Origin of the sequence: Bacillus aerius (genome assembly GCF_029894105.1) — a bacterium.
Lineage (GTDB): Bacteria > Bacillota > Bacilli > Bacillales > Bacillaceae > Bacillus > Bacillus altitudinis.
In genome coordinates this window covers 2,063,089-2,078,642 of record NZ_JARYHO010000001.1, presented here as the reverse complement: position 1 = coordinate 2,078,642, position 15,554 = coordinate 2,063,089, and the positions used below count along the sequence as shown (strand labels likewise).

Here is a 15,554-nt window from a genome sequence, read left to right as displayed (position 1 = left end):
ATGGAAGGTGAACAGATTGAGTGAAAATAAAGCATCTGATTTTGTGGTGATTAAAGCCATTGATAATGGTGTCAATGTGATCGGCTTAACTAGAGGTTCCGATACAAGATTTCACCATTCCGAAAAGCTCGATAAAGGTGAAGTCATTATCGCACAATTTACTGAGCACACATCAGCCATCAAAGTGCGAGGCGATGCTGTCATTCAAACAAGCTTCGGTGAAATTCAAAGCGAAGCAAAGAAATAACGCACGACTATGCACTTGATAGCATGAAAGTCAGGCCTGATATGGTATAATAAATCTCTATACAATGTAGAGAGCTACATATGAAACTGTAATTTTTGGGACAAGGGTGATATCTTTGCAAGACATCTACGGAATTTTATCTAATCTGAATATAAAATTAAACAAAAAGCTTTCTCATCCTTATTTGGCGAAGCATTTGCGTGCGCCGCTCATCGATGAAGATAAGCTCCTTCTTTTTCATGCAATGTTTGATGAAGCTCAAATCGATGCTGAGAAAAAAGAAAATTATATTTTAACGGCGATGCTTGTGCAAATTGCCCTTGATACCCATGACGAAGTCACAACTGCTGCAGCCATCAAACAAGACGAGTTCAAAAATCGTCAGTTGACCATCCTAGCAGGAGACTATTTCAGCGGTCTCTATTACTCTCTTCTCTCTGACATGAAAGATATTTACATGATCCGTACTCTCGCCACGGCGATCAAAGAGATTAATGAACATAAAATTAGACTATATGATCGATCCATTCAAGATGCAGCCCACTTTTATAAAAGTGTTGCTACAGTAGAATCTGCGCTATTCCAAAGAATTTCTGAGCACTTTCAATTGACGCATTGGAATGAAATTGCAAGTCGCTTCCTTGTTTATAAACGTTTTATGAAACAAGCAGAAGACGACAAACATTTAAAACTTTTTTTGAACGATAGCTATACGGACGCCTATACATGTTTTGACAACTTTGAAAGTGAAGGCTATGAAAAGGCCAAACGATCAATCAAGGAGCATCTAGTTTCATCTCCGATCGTTCAAAAAGAGCTATTAAATCGCTTGGATCATATGAAAAATGAACCTGCGTACCATCAGAAAGTGGAAGAAGGGTAAGTCATGCAGCAATCAAAAGAACAGCGAGTACACGGTGTATTTGAAAAAATTTATAAAAACTATGACCAAATGAACTCTGTCATTAGCTTTAAACAGCATAAAAAATGGCGCGATAAAACAATGAAGCTCATGAATGTTCAAAAAGGAGCCAAAGCGCTAGATGTATGTTGCGGAACTGCCGATTGGACGATTGCACTTGCAGACGCTGTTGGAGAAACAGGCGAGGTCAAAGGCCTTGACTTCAGTAAAAATATGCTGAGTGTTGGCGAAACGAAGGTGAAAACAGGCGGCTACAATCAAATTGAGCTGCTCCACGGCAATGCAATGGAGCTTCCTTTTGAGGACAACTCATTTGATTATGTCACAATCGGTTTTGGCCTTCGAAATGTCCCTGATTACTTAACAGTGCTAAAGGAAATGACACGAGTGGTAAAACCCGGTGGAATGGTTGTCTGCCTTGAAACATCACAGCCTGAGATGATTGGGTTTAAACAAGGATATTATGTCTATTTCAAATACATCATGCCGCTCTTTGGCAAGCTGTTTGCCAAAAGCTATCAGGAGTATTCATGGCTTCAAGAATCAGCCAAAACGTTCCCTGGCATGAAAGAACTGGCGTCTCTTTTTGAAGAGGCCGGTCTGTCTGATGTCTCGTATCATCCATTTACAGGCGGTGTAGCAGCAACACATATCGGAAAGAAGCTTTGAATAAACGATATTTGGGTGAAAATAATGAAACTAAAAGCAATGATTTCTTTTCTAAATCATGATATCGATATAATTGAAAAAGAGCTTGAACAAACCGTTCGCTCTGATTATGCATTATTAAGTGAAGCCGGTCTTCATTTGCTGCAAGCGGGCGGAAAACGAATCCGCCCCGTTTTTGTTCTCCTTTCAGGCATGTTTGGTGACTATGATATTAATAAAATTAAATATGTAGCCGTAGCGCTTGAATTAATCCACATGGCATCACTTGTCCATGACGATGTCATTGATGATGCAGAACTGAGAAGAGGAAAACCGACGATTAAAGCAAAATGGGACAACAGAATTGCGATGTACACGGGGGATTACTTATTTGCAAGGTCACTCGAGTACATGACGAAAATCAATCACCCAATGGCACATGAAATTTTGTCAAAAATGGTCGTCGAGCTCTGTCTTGGGGAAATAGAACAAGTCAAAGATAAATACAACATGGACCAAAACCTTCGTACATATTTAAGAAGAATTAAACGAAAAACAGCCTTGCTTATTGCAGGTAGCTGCCAATTAGGTGCGATTGCAGCTGGAACAGATGAAAAAACACATAAAGCCCTTTACTGGTTTGGGTACTATGTTGGTATGTCGTACCAGATCATTGATGATGTCCTTGATTTTACAGCAACTGAAGAAGAATTAGGTAAACCTGTTGGTGGGGACCTTTTACAAGGAAATGTTACCCTTCCTGTTTTATATGCGCTTCAGAACCCGACGTTAGAAGGTCAGTTGAAGCTGATCAATAGTGAAACGACGGAAAAGCAGCTGAAACCTGTGATTGAACATCTCAAACAAACAGATGCGATCGACCGTTCCATTCGAGTGAGTGAAATGTATTTGAAAAAAGCATTTGAACAGCTCGATCAACTTCCGCGTGGGCGGGCTAAATCTTCATTAGCGTCGATTGCAAAATATATTGGTAAACGAAAATTCTGATCAACGTTTCGTTGATTGGTTTTTTTGTGAAATTTTTTGTCAAAAATTGATTATTATAAAAAAAAATGATACGATCACTTTGTAACAATGTAAGCCTATACATACATAACGACGGGGTGGAAAACGTATATGGACAAAACATTTCTTATGGTCAAGCCTGATGGTGTGGAAAGACAATTAATCGGTGAAATTGTGTCAAGATTCGAAAAAAAGGGGCTTCAGCTTGTTGGAGCAAAGCTCATGAGCATTCCAAAAGAAGTAGCAGAAACACATTACGGAGAGCATAAAGAAAAACCATTTTTCGGTGAATTGGTTGACTTTATTACGTCAGGACCTGTATTTGCGATGGTATGGCAAGGTGAACAAGTCGTAGACGTAACAAGGCAGATAATTGGAAAGACAAATCCGAAGGAAGCGCTTCCAGGAACAATAAGAGGCGACTATGGATTAACTGTTGGCAAAAACATTATCCATGGCTCAGACTCACCAGAAAGTGCCGAAAGAGAAATCAACCTTTTCTTCAAACAAGAAGAACTGACAAACTGGGATCAAACGATCTCAAGCTGGATTTATTAATGTTCAAGCCAAAGTGTTCATCAAATGATCACTTTGGCTTTTTTATATTGAGATTTCTATACGATTTTTCGCATGAGATGATACAAATTTATGATAAAAACAGCTATACTAGGACAAAGATAGATGAGACAGGAGAGGACATTGATGGATCAGTATCAAGTATTTGTTGGGAAATGGAAAAAACTAACTGGGGTAGATCTGAATTTATATAAAGAAGCACAAATGAAACGAAGATTAACATCTCTTTATGATAAAAAAGGATATAAAGATTTTGAGGCATTTGCGTCTGCTCTTGAAAAGGACAAAGCGCTATTAGATGAAACGATGGATCGAATGACGATCAATGTGTCAGAATTTTACCGAAATTATCAGCGCTGGGAAGTACTTGATCAAAAAATCCTGCCGCTGCTTTCAAAAAACAGCGGCACCCTAAAAATATGGAGTGCAGCTTGCTCTACTGGAGAAGAGCCATATACACTCTCAATGTTGCTATCAAGCCATCCGCTTGTGAAGGACTTCCAAATTATTGCAACGGATATAGATGATAAAGTACTGCAATCTGCGCAAAAAGGAAGATATCATGAACGATCTTTGCAAGAGGTGCCAGATCAAATCAAGCAAAAATATTTCACCAAAGAAGATTCTTCATTTTACACGGTGAAGGATGAGATTCGAAAGCACATTCAATTTAAGAAACACAACCTTTTAGCAGATCCATATGAAAAACAGCTGGATCTCATCGTGTGCCGAAATGTCCTCATCTACTTTACAGAAGAGGCGAAAGAAGAAATTTACTTAAAAATGAGCAGCAGTTTAAAGCAAAACGGCGTATTATTTGTTGGTTCTACAGAACAAATTTTTCACCCAGAAAAGTTTGGACTAACCTCTGCTGATACTTTCTTTTATCAAAAGAAGGGGTAGTAGCTGACTTTTTAGTAGGAAGTGTGTTATTATAGTTTTACTTAAAAGCGTTAATGCGATGAAGGGAGAATAAGTCATGAGGTACTTAACAGCAGGTGAATCACATGGTCCACAACTGACCACAATTATTGAAGGAGTTCCAGCGGGACTTTACATAGAGCAGGATGACATCAATTATGAACTGGCTAGAAGACAAAAAGGTCATGGCCGCGGAAGAAGAATGCAGATTGAAAAAGACCAAGCAAAAGTGTTAAGTGGAGTCCGCCACGGGAAAACATTAGGTTCTCCTATTGCACTTGTTGTTGAAAATAATGATTGGAAGCACTGGACAAAGGTCATGGGTGCAGAGCCGATTACTGAAGAAGAAGAGAGTGAAATGAAGCGTCAAATCTCTCGTCCAAGACCAGGGCATGCGGATTTAAATGGTGCGATTAAATATGGTCACCGTGATATGAGAAACGTATTAGAGCGCTCATCAGCACGCGAGACAACGGTTCGTGTAGCAGCAGGTGCAGTAGCGAAACAAATTTTGGCTCACCTTGGAATCAAAGTGGCTGGTCACGTCCTTGAAATTGGTGGAGTAAAAGCTTCCCATACCGCTTATGAATCTATTGAAGATTTGCAAAAAGTAACAGAAGAATCACCTGTTCGCTGCTATGACAGTGAAGCTGGTCAAAAAATGATGGATGCCATTGACGAAGCGAAGAAAAACGGCGATTCAATTGGTGGTATTGTCGAAGTCATCGTTGAAGGGATGCCAGTTGGGGTCGGCAGCTATGTACACTATGACCGCAAACTGGATAGCAAGCTTGCAGGCGCAGTACTGAGTATCAACGCTTTTAAAGGTGTTGAATTCGGTATTGGCTTTGAGGCGGCTTCTAAAAATGGCAGTGAAGTTCATGATGAAATCATCTGGGATGAAGAAAAAGGCTATACGAGAAAAACAAACCGTTTAGGTGGTCTTGAAGGCGGAATGTCAACTGGCATGCCAATCGTCGTAAGAGGGGTTATGAAACCAATCCCAACCTTATACAAACCATTGCAAAGCGTGGATATTGAAACAAAAGAACCTTTCTCTGCAAGTATTGAGCGTTCTGACAGCTGTGCTGTTCCAGCCGCAAGTGTTGTAGCAGAAGCAGTCGTTGCATGGGAAATCGCCAATGCAGTGGTTGAGCAGTTTGGTCTTGATCAAATTGACCGCATTAAAGAAAATGTGGACAAAATGCGCCAGCTTCAGAGGGAGTTTTAATGAAAAAACTGGAAGTGAAGACGTCTTCAGCCACTTATCCTGTATATATCGGTGATGGGATTAGACAAAATATCGTAGACTTGATTACTTCCACTGGGCGATCCTACACGAAGCTCTTCATCGTGACAGATTCAGCCGTCGATGCCCTTTATGGAGATGAAATGGTTCAATTACTTAAACAGAAATGGTCTGTACAAAAAGTAGTGGTGCCAAACGGAGAACAATCAAAATCTTTTGCGCAGTTTGAGCAGATTCATACGAAAGCCATCCAATTTCAACTCGACCGCTCCTCATGTATCATTGCACTAGGAGGCGGGGTGATTGGAGACTTGGCTGGCTTTGCTGCTGCCACTTATATGAGAGGCATTGATTTTATTCAAGTGCCGACCACGCTGCTTGCACATGATAGTGCAGTCGGCGGAAAAACCGGAATCAATCATCCGCTCGGCAAAAATTTAATTGGTGCGTTTCATCAACCGGCTGCTGTCATCTATGATACAAGTATGCTAGAGACACTCTCACCAATAGAGCTAAGATCAGGCTTTGCTGAGGTGATGAAACATGCACTGATTTCAAGTGAAGTCTTTTTATCAGAACTGATGTCCATTCGTTCGTTGACAGAATTATCAAAGGATGAACTGGCACATATGCTTTATCAAGGGATTCAAGTGAAAGCATCCATTGTTCAAGAAGATGAAAAAGAACAAGGTGTGCGGGCATACTTGAATTTAGGTCATACACTAGGGCATGCCATTGAAGCGGAGTATGGATACGGTGCGATCACGCATGGAGATGCCATTGCAATTGGCATGCAGTTTGCTTTATATGTCAGTGAAAAAGAGCAAGGACTCAGCCTAGATCGCGAGAAACTTAAAGTGTGGATGAAAGAACTAGGGTTCCCAGTACAAGTCACACAAACGATTTCAACCAAAACATTTGTCGATCGCATGATTGGTGATAAGAAGGCAAGAGGCGGGAGTGTTCAGTTTGTTTTGCTAAAACAAGTTGGAGACGTCACCCTGCAATCTTTCACAAAAGATGAGCTGTATCACTGGCTCGAAGAATGGAAACGGGAGGAGGGCTGTCTATGATGTTTCGCGGGATACGCGGGGCTACAACTGTGACAGAAGATACAGAAACAGAAGTGTTAACCAAAACGAAGCAGCTACTAGAAGCGATCATTTCAAAAAATCAAGTAGATCCAGAGCGTGTCGTGCAGATCTTGATTTCAGCTACACAAGATATTCACTCTGTTTTTCCAGCAAAAGCACTCAGGCAGTTTGAAGGATGGACCTATGTGCCTGTTACTTGTATGCAAGAGCTTGACATTGATGGAGGTCTAAAGAAGTGTATTCGCGTTTTAATGACCGTTCAGACAGATGTCAAGCAGGAAGACATCCAGCACGTATACTTGGAAGAGGCTGTCACGCTTCGGCCTGATTTACAGTTGACAAAAAACAAGGAATTATAATACGATATGAACAGCCGAAGTTTACACACAGGTGTGAACGGCATTGCAAGCTTAGAGAAGATGAGAATGAGACTAGGGTAGTTGAGATGAGTAGAGTTGAGCAGAGATACGATACTTCTATTTAATCATACTGCCTAAAAGAGCGAAGCCTCTTTTAGGCTTATTTCGTATACTCAAACAAATCCTCAAGATGTCCCCTCATTCTCCTTAAATCCATTTAAGGAGTGTGCTTATGAAATCCCAATCAAATCTTACCCAATTTTTAAGAGACAGTCAGTTTTACAAAACCATCCCGATTGTTGAAACCATTACAGTTGATACGCTCTCACCTATTCAAATTGTTGAGAAACTGAAACAGGATATTGTGTATTTGCTAGAAAGCAAAGACGAATCTTCTAGCTGGTCGAGATATTCCTTTATCGGATTACATCCTTTTTTAACATTACATGACGAGCAAGACCATTATATTGCTCGTGACGCTGCGGGAAAGTCAGTGATGCAAAAAGCGGAGCTGAAAGAGTTGCTTGACTGGATGAAAGAGCAATATCAAATCAAGACACCTGAAATTGATATCCCATTTACTGGCGGAGCCGTAGGGTACTTAAGTTACGACCTCATTCCCAACATTGAGCCGTCTGTCAAGCCGCATCCGAATGCATCAACAACAGATAATTGCACATTATTTGTTTGCCAAACAATGATCGCATTTGATCACGAAACAAACCAAGTTCATTTTATTCAGTACACGCAGCTGAACGGTCATGAAACAGAGGAAGAAAAAATTCTGGTTTATCGAGAAAATCAAAAGCAGCTTGAACTGATGATACAGCAGCTTCATACAAAAATTGATATGAAAGAACTGATTATCTCAGGGAATATGAATGAACCCCCTTCGTTTGAACAGGTGACGTCTACCTATGAAAAAGCAAAATTTTTAAAGGATGTCGAAAAAATCAAGGAGTATATTCGAGCGGGTGATATCTTCCAGGGTGTACTTTCTCAGCGTTTTGACATTCCAGTGACAGTGAGCTCATTTGAATTATATCGTGTGCTTCGGATCGTCAATCCATCACCGTATATGTATTTTATGAAATTAAAAGATCGAGACTTAGTCGGAAGCTCGCCAGAACGATTAATCCATGCGAAAAACGGACACTTAGAAATCCATCCAATTGCTGGTACAAGAAAACGAGGAATGACAAAAGAAGAAGATGATGCACTAGCAAGAGAGTTGCTCGATGATGAAAAAGAAAAAGCAGAACATTACATGCTGGTGGATCTGGCTCGAAATGATGTTGGACGTGTGGCAGAATACGGCAGTGTGTCTGTCCCAACTTTTACAAAAGTCGTGAATTTTTCGCACGTCATGCACATTATTTCTATTGTGACAGGGAAGCTGAAGCAGGATACACATCCAGTAGACGCACTTATGTCCGCTTTTCCAGCAGGCACATTGACAGGCGCCCCAAAAATTAGGGCGATGCAATTATTAAACGAAATGGAGCCTGAGCCAAGAGAGACGTATGGCGGCTGTATTGCCTATATTGGTTTCGACGGCAATATCGATTCCTGTATTACCATTCGCACAATGAGCGTCAAACATCAGACTGCTTCAATACAAGCAGGTGCCGGCATTGTCGCTGATTCCGTTCCAGAAAACGAATGGGAAGAGACATGTAATAAGGCAGGAGCACTTCTAAAAGCCATTCAGCTTGCTGAACATATTTTCTCAGAAAAGGAGAGTGTGCCAAATGAATCAACGACTATCAGCTCTTGTTAATGGAGGAAAACTATCAGAAAAAGAAGCGAATGGCCTGATGCATGATATGATGAGCGGCTCGTTAACAGATGCTGAAGTCGCTGCTAGTCTATCTATTTTAGCGCATCGAGGAGAAACCGCCGAAGAAATGACAGGCTTCGTGAAAGCCATGAGGCAGCATGCAGCACCAGTAGAAAGGTCACTTGATGTCGTTGATACGTGCGGGACAGGAGGCGACGGTTTATCAACATTTAATATATCAACAGCCGCTGCCATCGTTGCTTCGGCTGCTGGGGCGAAAATCGCCAAGCACGGAAATCGTTCCGTCTCCTCTAAAAGCGGGAGTGCTGACGTGCTAGAATGTCTTGGTATTCAAATTCAATCCACACCTGAAGAAACAAGACGACAAATACAGCAGAAAAACATGGGCTTTTTATTTGCACCGCTCTATCATTCTTCTATGAAACAAGTAGCCGCCGTACGCAAGCAGCTCGGATTTCGGACGGTATTTAACTTATTAGGACCGCTTTGCCACCCGATGCAGGCCAAAAAGCAAATCATTGGTGTGTATGCAAAGGAAAAGGCAAAGCTCATGGCGAAAGCTCTTGCTCCTTTAGAGCCAGAACATGTCCTGTTTGTTTGCGGAGATGATGGGCTGGATGAATTAACCATTACAGCAAATTCATACATCATTGAACTCAAAAAAGGTGTCATGACAGAATATACGTTAAACCCAGAAGACTTCGGACTTGAAAAAGGGCATTTATCAGACATTCAGGTCCAATCACCAGAAGAAAGTGCCAAATTGATTCAGAATATATTGAATTATCAAGCGGGTGGAGCACCGCTTCATATTACAGCGCTTAATGCTGGGGCCGCATTATATGTGGCAGGAAAAGCAGAGAGTCTGATGGCAGGAACAATGAAAGCATTAGAAACGATCAAAAACGGATCAGCTAAAGAACAATTAGCCCGTCTAAAACAAAAAACGAAAGAGGAAGAGATCTATGCTTAATCAAATTATCGCCCGTAAAAAAGAACATGTGAAAACCTTGCAATTACCTGAGGATGGACATTATGAAAGACGATCATTTAAAGAATCCCTTATGAATCCTCACCGCTCGATTGGACTGATTGCTGAGGTGAAAAAAGCGTCTCCTTCCAAAGGAATCATTCAGCCTCATTTTGATCCTTTACAGACAGCAACAGCATACGAGGCATCGAATGCAGATTGTTTATCTGTCTTAACGGATGAACCGTTTTTCCAAGGGAAAAACGAATATTTGTCTCTTATTAAAGAACACATCACACGTCCTATTTTAAGAAAAGATTTCATTATTGACTCTATACAAGTAGAGGAATCGAAACGGATAGGGGCAGATGCCATTTTATTAATTGGAGAGGTGCTTGAGCCGCAAAAGCTGTATGAGCTCTATACAGAAGCGAAAGAAAAAGGACTGGATGTCCTCGTTGAAGTACATGCAGCACATACACTAGAAAAGATCTTACACCTATTCACTCCTGAGATCATCGGTGTGAACAACCGGAATCTCAATACGTTTACAACAACAGTTGAACAAACAAAAGAGATCGCGCCACTTGTTCCAAAAGACGTATTACTAGTAAGTGAAAGCGGCATAAAGACATTTGATGATCTGACCTTTGTGAAACAGCATGGAGCAAACGCCGTTCTTGTTGGTGAATCTTTAATGAGGGAACAATCACAGGAGAAAGCCGTTCAGGCATTGTTCGGAGAATGAATAGGATGAAACCTTATTTAAAATATTGCGGGGCTGTCTCACAAGAGGATGTCGCATGCATCTCGCAATCACAAGCGGATGCCATCGGTTTTATTTTTGCCCCGAGTAAAAGACGAGTTCATCCAGATCAAGTGAAACACTGGCTGTCACAAGTAAAATGCAAAAAAGAGATAGTGGGCGTATTTGTGAATGAAAAAACACCAAAAGTGTGCGAGATCACAAACAACCTCCCCTTAGATATTGTGCAGCTTCATGGTGATGAGACGCCAGAAGATGCAAGCGACATCAAACAACAAACGAAGGCGCTCGTTTGGAAAGTGTTCCATCACGAGCCCGATGTAAACGACACACTTGAACATATGACGGCATTTGCTCCAAGTGTCGACGGTTTTCTCATTGATGCGAAAGTGAAAGGAATGAGAGGCGGTTCTGGAACAGCTTTTGCATGGGAGGCAGTGCCTTCATATGTTCAGCATGCAAAACAACTGGGAAAAACTTGCGCCATTGCTGGCGGGATCACGCCAGACACCATAACAGATCTGCTTGCTTTTGGTCCAGACGCCATAGACCTTTCAAGCGGTATAGAAGAAAACGGAAAGAAAAGCAGTACAAAGATGAAAGTGCTCGAAGAAAGGATGTTGAACCATGTACGCATATCCAAATGAGATTGGCAGATATGGAGAATTTGGAGGGAAATTCGTTCCTGAAACGCTCATGCAGCCACTAGAAGAGATCGAACAAGCTTTTCGTGAATTAAAAGAAGACCCTGCTTTTCAAAAGGAATATATATCGCTTTTGAAAAACTATTCAGGCAGACCAACTGCACTCACATACGCTGATCAATTATCGGCATATCTCGGTGGTGCTAAAATCTATTTAAAAAGAGAAGATTTAAACCATACAGGCGCTCATAAAATTAACAATGCGCTTGGGCAGGCACTGCTAGCGAAAAAAATGGGAAAATCAAATATCATCGCCGAAACAGGAGCAGGTCAGCACGGTGTAGCTGCTGCAACAGTGGCCGCAAAATTCGGTTTATCCTGCACTGTATTTATGGGAAAAGAAGATGTGGAAAGACAATCACTCAATGTGTTCCGAATGAAACTGCTCGGCGCTGAAGTCATACCTGTCACAAGCGGGAACGGAACATTAAAGGATGCAACCAATGAAGCCATCCGCTATTGGGTCCAGCATTGCAGTGACCACTTTTATATGATCGGCTCAGTCGTTGGACCTCATCCGTATCCTCAAATCGTCAGTGAATTTCAGCGGATGATCGGAGATGAGGCAAAAGCTCAGATACTTGAAAAGGAAGGGCAGCTTCCTCATAAAGTCGTTGCCTGTGTTGGCGGAGGGAGCAATGCGATAGGGATGTACCGGGCGTTCTTAGATGAAGAGGTCGATATCATTGGTGTAGAAGCTGCTGGGAAAGGAATCGACACTCCGCTTCATGCAGCGACCATCACGAAAGGGACAAAAGGTGTCATACATGGATCTTTGACATACTTGATCCAAGATGAATTTGGTCAAATTATTGAGCCTTATTCGATTTCAGCTGGATTAGACTATCCGGGGATCGGGCCAGAGCATGCGTATTTGCATGCGAGCGGCCGGGTTCAATATGTGAGTGCGACAGATCAAGAAGCACTAGATGCGTTAAAGCTGCTCACAGAAAAAGAAGGAATCCTGCCAGCGATCGAATCTGCACATGCTTTAGCAAAAGCGTTTGAAATGAGCCAGAACATGAGGGGAGACGACATTGTCCTTGTCTGCTTGTCAGGCAGAGGAGATAAGGACGTGCATACATTAATGAATGTGCTTGAAAGTGAGGGTGAAACAAAATGATCACATTTCAATTAGAGCAAGGTCAGAAATTATTTATTCCATTTATTACAGCGGGTGATCCATCAGAAGAGATCACCATTGATTTAGCTCTCGCGCTTCAAGCAGCAGGGGCACATGCGATTGAACTAGGTGTTCCGTATTCCGATCCGTTAGCGGACGGCCCTGTCATTCAAAGAGCTTCTAAAAGAGCACTTCATCATGGTATGAATATCGTAAAAGCGATAGAATTAGCAGGAAAGATGAAAAAAAACGGCGTAAAAATTCCTGTAATTCTATTTACGTATTATAATCCTGTGTTACAATTAGACACAGAATACTTTTTCGCTTTACTGCGCAAAAATCATATTTCGGGACTCTTAACACCCGACTTGCCTTTTGAAGAGAGCAGCGAGCTGCAGAAGAACTGTCAAGCACACGACATTTCATATATATCACTCGTTGCACCAACAAGCAAGGAACGATTAGAAAAAATTGTAGAGCAGGCAGAAGGTTTTGTGTATTGTGTTTCATCTCTCGGCGTCACAGGTGTTAGACAATCTTTCGACGCATCGATTACAGATTTTATTCAACAAGTGAAACAGTTGAGTCAAATACCAGTTGCTGTAGGTTTTGGTATTTCAACAAGAGAACAAGTAGACTCAATGAATAAAATGAGTGATGGTGTCGTTGTCGGCAGTGCGCTTGTCAAAAAAATTGAAGAGCTTCAAGAACAATTAGTAGCAAGTGATACACGCCAAGAGGCTTTAAGAGAATTTGAAACATATGCAAAAACATTTAGTCCCCTCTATTCATTCAAATGAGGTGAAACATTTTGCAAATCAAAGATCAATTAAAACAGCTAAAACCGTATCAACCTGGGAAACCAATTGAAGAGGTCAAAAAAGAATATCAATTAGACAAAATTGTGAAATTGGCTTCAAATGAAAACCCTTTTGGATGTTCCACACATGCAAGAGAGGCCATACAAGCTGAACTTGAACATTTAGCGATTTATCCAGACGGATACAGCGCAAGTTTAAGAACGGAACTGGCTGAGTTTCTTCAAGTAAATGAAAAACAATTAATATTCGGGAATGGCTCAGATGAACTTGTGCAAATTATTGCTAGGGCATTCCTTGATCAACATACAAATACGGTGATCCCATCTCCGTCATTCCCGCAATACCGTCACAATGCAGTAATTGAGCATGCAGAGATTAGAGAAGTACCACTTCTAAATGGAGGAGCTCATGATCTAAAGGGAATGCTGAATGCGATGGATGACAACACAAAAGTCGTTTGGGTGTGTAACCCGAACAATCCGACAGGAAATCATTTGTCAGAATCTGAGCTCGTATCGTTTTTAGATCAAGTGCCTGCTCACGTGCTTGTCGTTTTAGACGAAGCATATTTTGAATATGTTCGTGCGGAAGACTTTCCGAACAGTTTATCTCTATTAAAAGCCTATCAAAATGTCATTGTACTGCGCACGTTCTCTAAAGCATATGGACTTGCGGCACTTCGAGTAGGTTATGGGGTTGCCTCAGAGGAGTTGATTACCGCCATTGAACCTGCGAGAGAGCCATTTAATACAAGTCGTATCGCTCAGGCAGCTGCACGTGCAGCCATTAAAGATCAAGACTTCATTCAATCGTGCAGACAAAAAAATGAAGCAGGTCTCAAGCAATATCAAGAATTTGCGGAACGTTTTGGACTATTTATCTATCCATCTCAAACAAACTTTGTGCTGATTGACTTTAAAAGAGATGCAGATGAGCTGTTTAATGCACTTTTGAAAAAGGGCTATATCGTTCGATCTGGTCAAGCTCTCGGATTCCCAACTTCTTTGCGTATTACTGTTGGAACAAAGGAGCAAAATGAAGAAATCTTAACTACACTTGCCGATTTATTACAAGGCATCCGTGCGTAGCATAACAATGAAGTCATATCCTGTTTATGGGATATGGCTTTCGTTGTAACTCATCCAATATACATATAAGCTATTGAAACAGCTTGTTTAATTTTCGCGAAAAATCAGGTGATGAACATGAATGAAGCAAACGAAACCATATTAATCGCTGGACTTGGTTTAATTGGTGGTTCTATTGCACTGTCGATTAAAAAAGAATTTCCACATAAAAAAATTGTAGGCTATGATGTCTCTAAAGAACAAATGATTGCTGCAACAAAACTAGGGATCATCGACGCGACTGCCGAGTCCTTTATAGAAGGCTTAAAAGCATCAGCAACGATTATTTTGGCAACGCCAGTACAACAAACCGTCAAAATGTTAAGTGATATTGCAGCATCTGGAATTGAAAGAGAGCTCACGATTACGGATGTAGGGAGCACAAAGCAAAAGGTCGTTCATTTTGCTGAAAAAACGTTGCCTGATCATTACCAATTTATTGGTGGGCATCCGATGGCAGGGTCTCATAAGTCAGGTGTTATTGCAGCGAAAGACTTTTTATTTGAAAATGCATTCTACATTTTAACGCCAGCAAAGGTAACAAGTCGTCAGGCTGTTGACCGTTTGAAGGATCTACTGAAGGGAACCAATGCTCATTTCATTGAAATGACACCCGAAGAACATGATGCTGTGACAAGTGTGATTAGTCACTTTCCACACATCGTCGCTGCCAGTCTTGTGCATCAAGCGCATCATTTTGAAGAAGAATTTCCTCTTGTAAAACGGTTTGCTGCTGGAGGCTTTCGAGATATTACCCGTATTGCATCAAGTAATCCTGCAATGTGGCGCGATATCCTTTTGCACAATAAAAACAAGATTTTAGACCGATTTCATGAATGGAAAAAAGAGATTGACCGCATTGAATCCTTTGTGCAACAAGAAGATGCTGAGGGGTTATTCTCTTATTTCCAAGAGGCCAAGGAATATCGCGACGGCCTGCCTCTGAGGAAAAAAGGAGCGATCCCTGCTTTTTATGATCTTTATGTCGATGTGCCGGATCATCCTGGTGTTATTTCGGAAATTACAGGATATCTAGCAAATGAAAACATCAGTATTACAAATATCCGTATTATTGAAACGCGAGAAGACATTAACGGGATTTTACGCATTAGTTTTCAAACAGATGACGATCGAAAGCGGGCAGAACTCTGTATAAAAAATAGAGCAAATTACGATACATTTTATGCTGATTGAGGTGAG

17 protein-coding genes are annotated in these 15,554 nt (G+C 41.2%); all 17 read left to right on the top strand.

The window, feature by feature from the left end; genetic code table 11:
• The first annotated feature begins 16 nt into the window (after nucleotides 1–16).
• Nucleotides 17–247: a trp RNA-binding attenuation protein MtrB gene (mtrB, locus tag M2353_RS10630; protein WP_008344541.1), complete on the top strand. Its 231-nt coding sequence runs from the start codon at nucleotides 17–19 to the stop codon at nucleotides 245–247.
• Between the two features lie 115 nt (nucleotides 248–362).
• Nucleotides 363–1,130 (top strand): heptaprenyl diphosphate synthase component 1, encoded by a 768-nt coding sequence (locus tag M2353_RS10625; RefSeq protein ID WP_024718505.1) that lies wholly within the window; start codon nucleotides 363–365, stop codon nucleotides 1,128–1,130.
• Between the two features lie 3 nt (nucleotides 1,131–1,133).
• The gene (locus M2353_RS10620) at nucleotides 1,134–1,838 is read left to right on the top strand and encodes a demethylmenaquinone methyltransferase (protein WP_007500957.1); all 705 of its coding nucleotides are present in this window, start codon (nucleotides 1,134–1,136) and stop codon (nucleotides 1,836–1,838) included.
• Between the two features lie 24 nt (nucleotides 1,839–1,862).
• Nucleotides 1,863–2,825 carry a heptaprenyl diphosphate synthase component II gene (hepT, locus tag M2353_RS10615; RefSeq protein WP_024718506.1) on the top strand — a complete coding sequence of 321 codons (963 nt, stop codon included), beginning with the start codon at nucleotides 1,863–1,865 and terminating at the stop codon, nucleotides 2,823–2,825.
• A 129-nt stretch (nucleotides 2,826–2,954) separates the two neighbouring features.
• Nucleotides 2,955–3,401 carry a nucleoside-diphosphate kinase gene (ndk, locus tag M2353_RS10610; RefSeq protein ID WP_003216015.1) on the top strand — a complete coding sequence of 149 codons (447 nt, stop codon included), beginning with the start codon at nucleotides 2,955–2,957 and terminating at the stop codon, nucleotides 3,399–3,401.
• Between the two features lie 144 nt (nucleotides 3,402–3,545).
• The gene (locus tag M2353_RS10605) at nucleotides 3,546–4,322 is read left to right on the top strand and encodes a CheR family methyltransferase (RefSeq protein ID WP_008344547.1); all 777 of its coding nucleotides are present in this window, start codon (nucleotides 3,546–3,548) and stop codon (nucleotides 4,320–4,322) included.
• A 76-nt stretch (nucleotides 4,323–4,398) separates the two neighbouring features.
• Nucleotides 4,399–5,571, top strand: coding sequence for a chorismate synthase (gene aroC, locus M2353_RS10600; RefSeq protein WP_007500947.1), 1,173 nt, complete (start codon nucleotides 4,399–4,401; stop codon nucleotides 5,569–5,571).
• A complete protein-coding gene (gene aroB / locus M2353_RS10595; protein ID WP_113767079.1) occupies nucleotides 5,571–6,662 on the top strand; it encodes a 3-dehydroquinate synthase in 1,092 nt (363 codons plus the stop codon). The genes aroC and aroB overlap by 1 nt, the downstream gene beginning before the upstream one ends.
• A complete protein-coding gene (gene aroH / locus M2353_RS10590) occupies nucleotides 6,659–7,042 on the top strand; it encodes a chorismate mutase (protein ID WP_008344549.1) in 384 nt (127 codons plus the stop codon). Before aroB ends, aroH begins: the two co-directional genes overlap by 4 nt.
• A gap of 232 nt (nucleotides 7,043–7,274) precedes the next feature.
• The gene (gene trpE / locus M2353_RS10585) at nucleotides 7,275–8,822 is read left to right on the top strand and encodes an anthranilate synthase component I (RefSeq protein ID WP_072368270.1); all 1,548 of its coding nucleotides are present in this window, start codon (nucleotides 7,275–7,277) and stop codon (nucleotides 8,820–8,822) included.
• A complete protein-coding gene (gene trpD / locus M2353_RS10580) occupies nucleotides 8,794–9,816 on the top strand; it encodes an anthranilate phosphoribosyltransferase (RefSeq protein WP_017359755.1) in 1,023 nt (340 codons plus the stop codon). The genes trpE and trpD overlap by 29 nt, the downstream gene beginning before the upstream one ends.
• Nucleotides 9,809–10,561: an indole-3-glycerol phosphate synthase TrpC gene (gene trpC / locus M2353_RS10575; protein WP_008344552.1), complete on the top strand. Its 753-nt coding sequence runs from the start codon at nucleotides 9,809–9,811 to the stop codon at nucleotides 10,559–10,561. Before trpD ends, trpC begins: the two co-directional genes overlap by 8 nt.
• On the top strand, nucleotides 10,558–11,226 hold the full coding sequence (locus M2353_RS10570) for a phosphoribosylanthranilate isomerase (RefSeq protein ID WP_272511667.1): 669 nt from the start codon (nucleotides 10,558–10,560) through the stop codon (nucleotides 11,224–11,226). Before trpC ends, M2353_RS10570 begins: the two co-directional genes overlap by 4 nt.
• The gene (gene trpB, locus M2353_RS10565) at nucleotides 11,207–12,406 is read left to right on the top strand and encodes a tryptophan synthase subunit beta (protein ID WP_039165720.1); all 1,200 of its coding nucleotides are present in this window, start codon (nucleotides 11,207–11,209) and stop codon (nucleotides 12,404–12,406) included. Before M2353_RS10570 ends, trpB begins: the two co-directional genes overlap by 20 nt.
• Nucleotides 12,403–13,206, top strand: a complete 804-nt coding sequence (gene trpA, locus M2353_RS10560; RefSeq protein WP_017359752.1) for a tryptophan synthase subunit alpha — start codon at nucleotides 12,403–12,405, stop codon at nucleotides 13,204–13,206. The genes trpB and trpA overlap by 4 nt, the downstream gene beginning before the upstream one ends.
• A gap of 11 nt (nucleotides 13,207–13,217) precedes the next feature.
• Entirely contained in the window at nucleotides 13,218–14,315 is a 1,098-nt protein-coding gene (gene hisC / locus M2353_RS10555; protein WP_061419491.1) for a histidinol-phosphate transaminase, read from the top strand.
• 117 nt (nucleotides 14,316–14,432) lie between these two features.
• A complete protein-coding gene (locus tag M2353_RS10550; RefSeq protein WP_025207544.1) occupies nucleotides 14,433–15,548 on the top strand; it encodes a prephenate dehydrogenase in 1,116 nt (371 codons plus the stop codon).
• Nucleotides 15,549–15,554 lie beyond the last annotated feature (6 nt).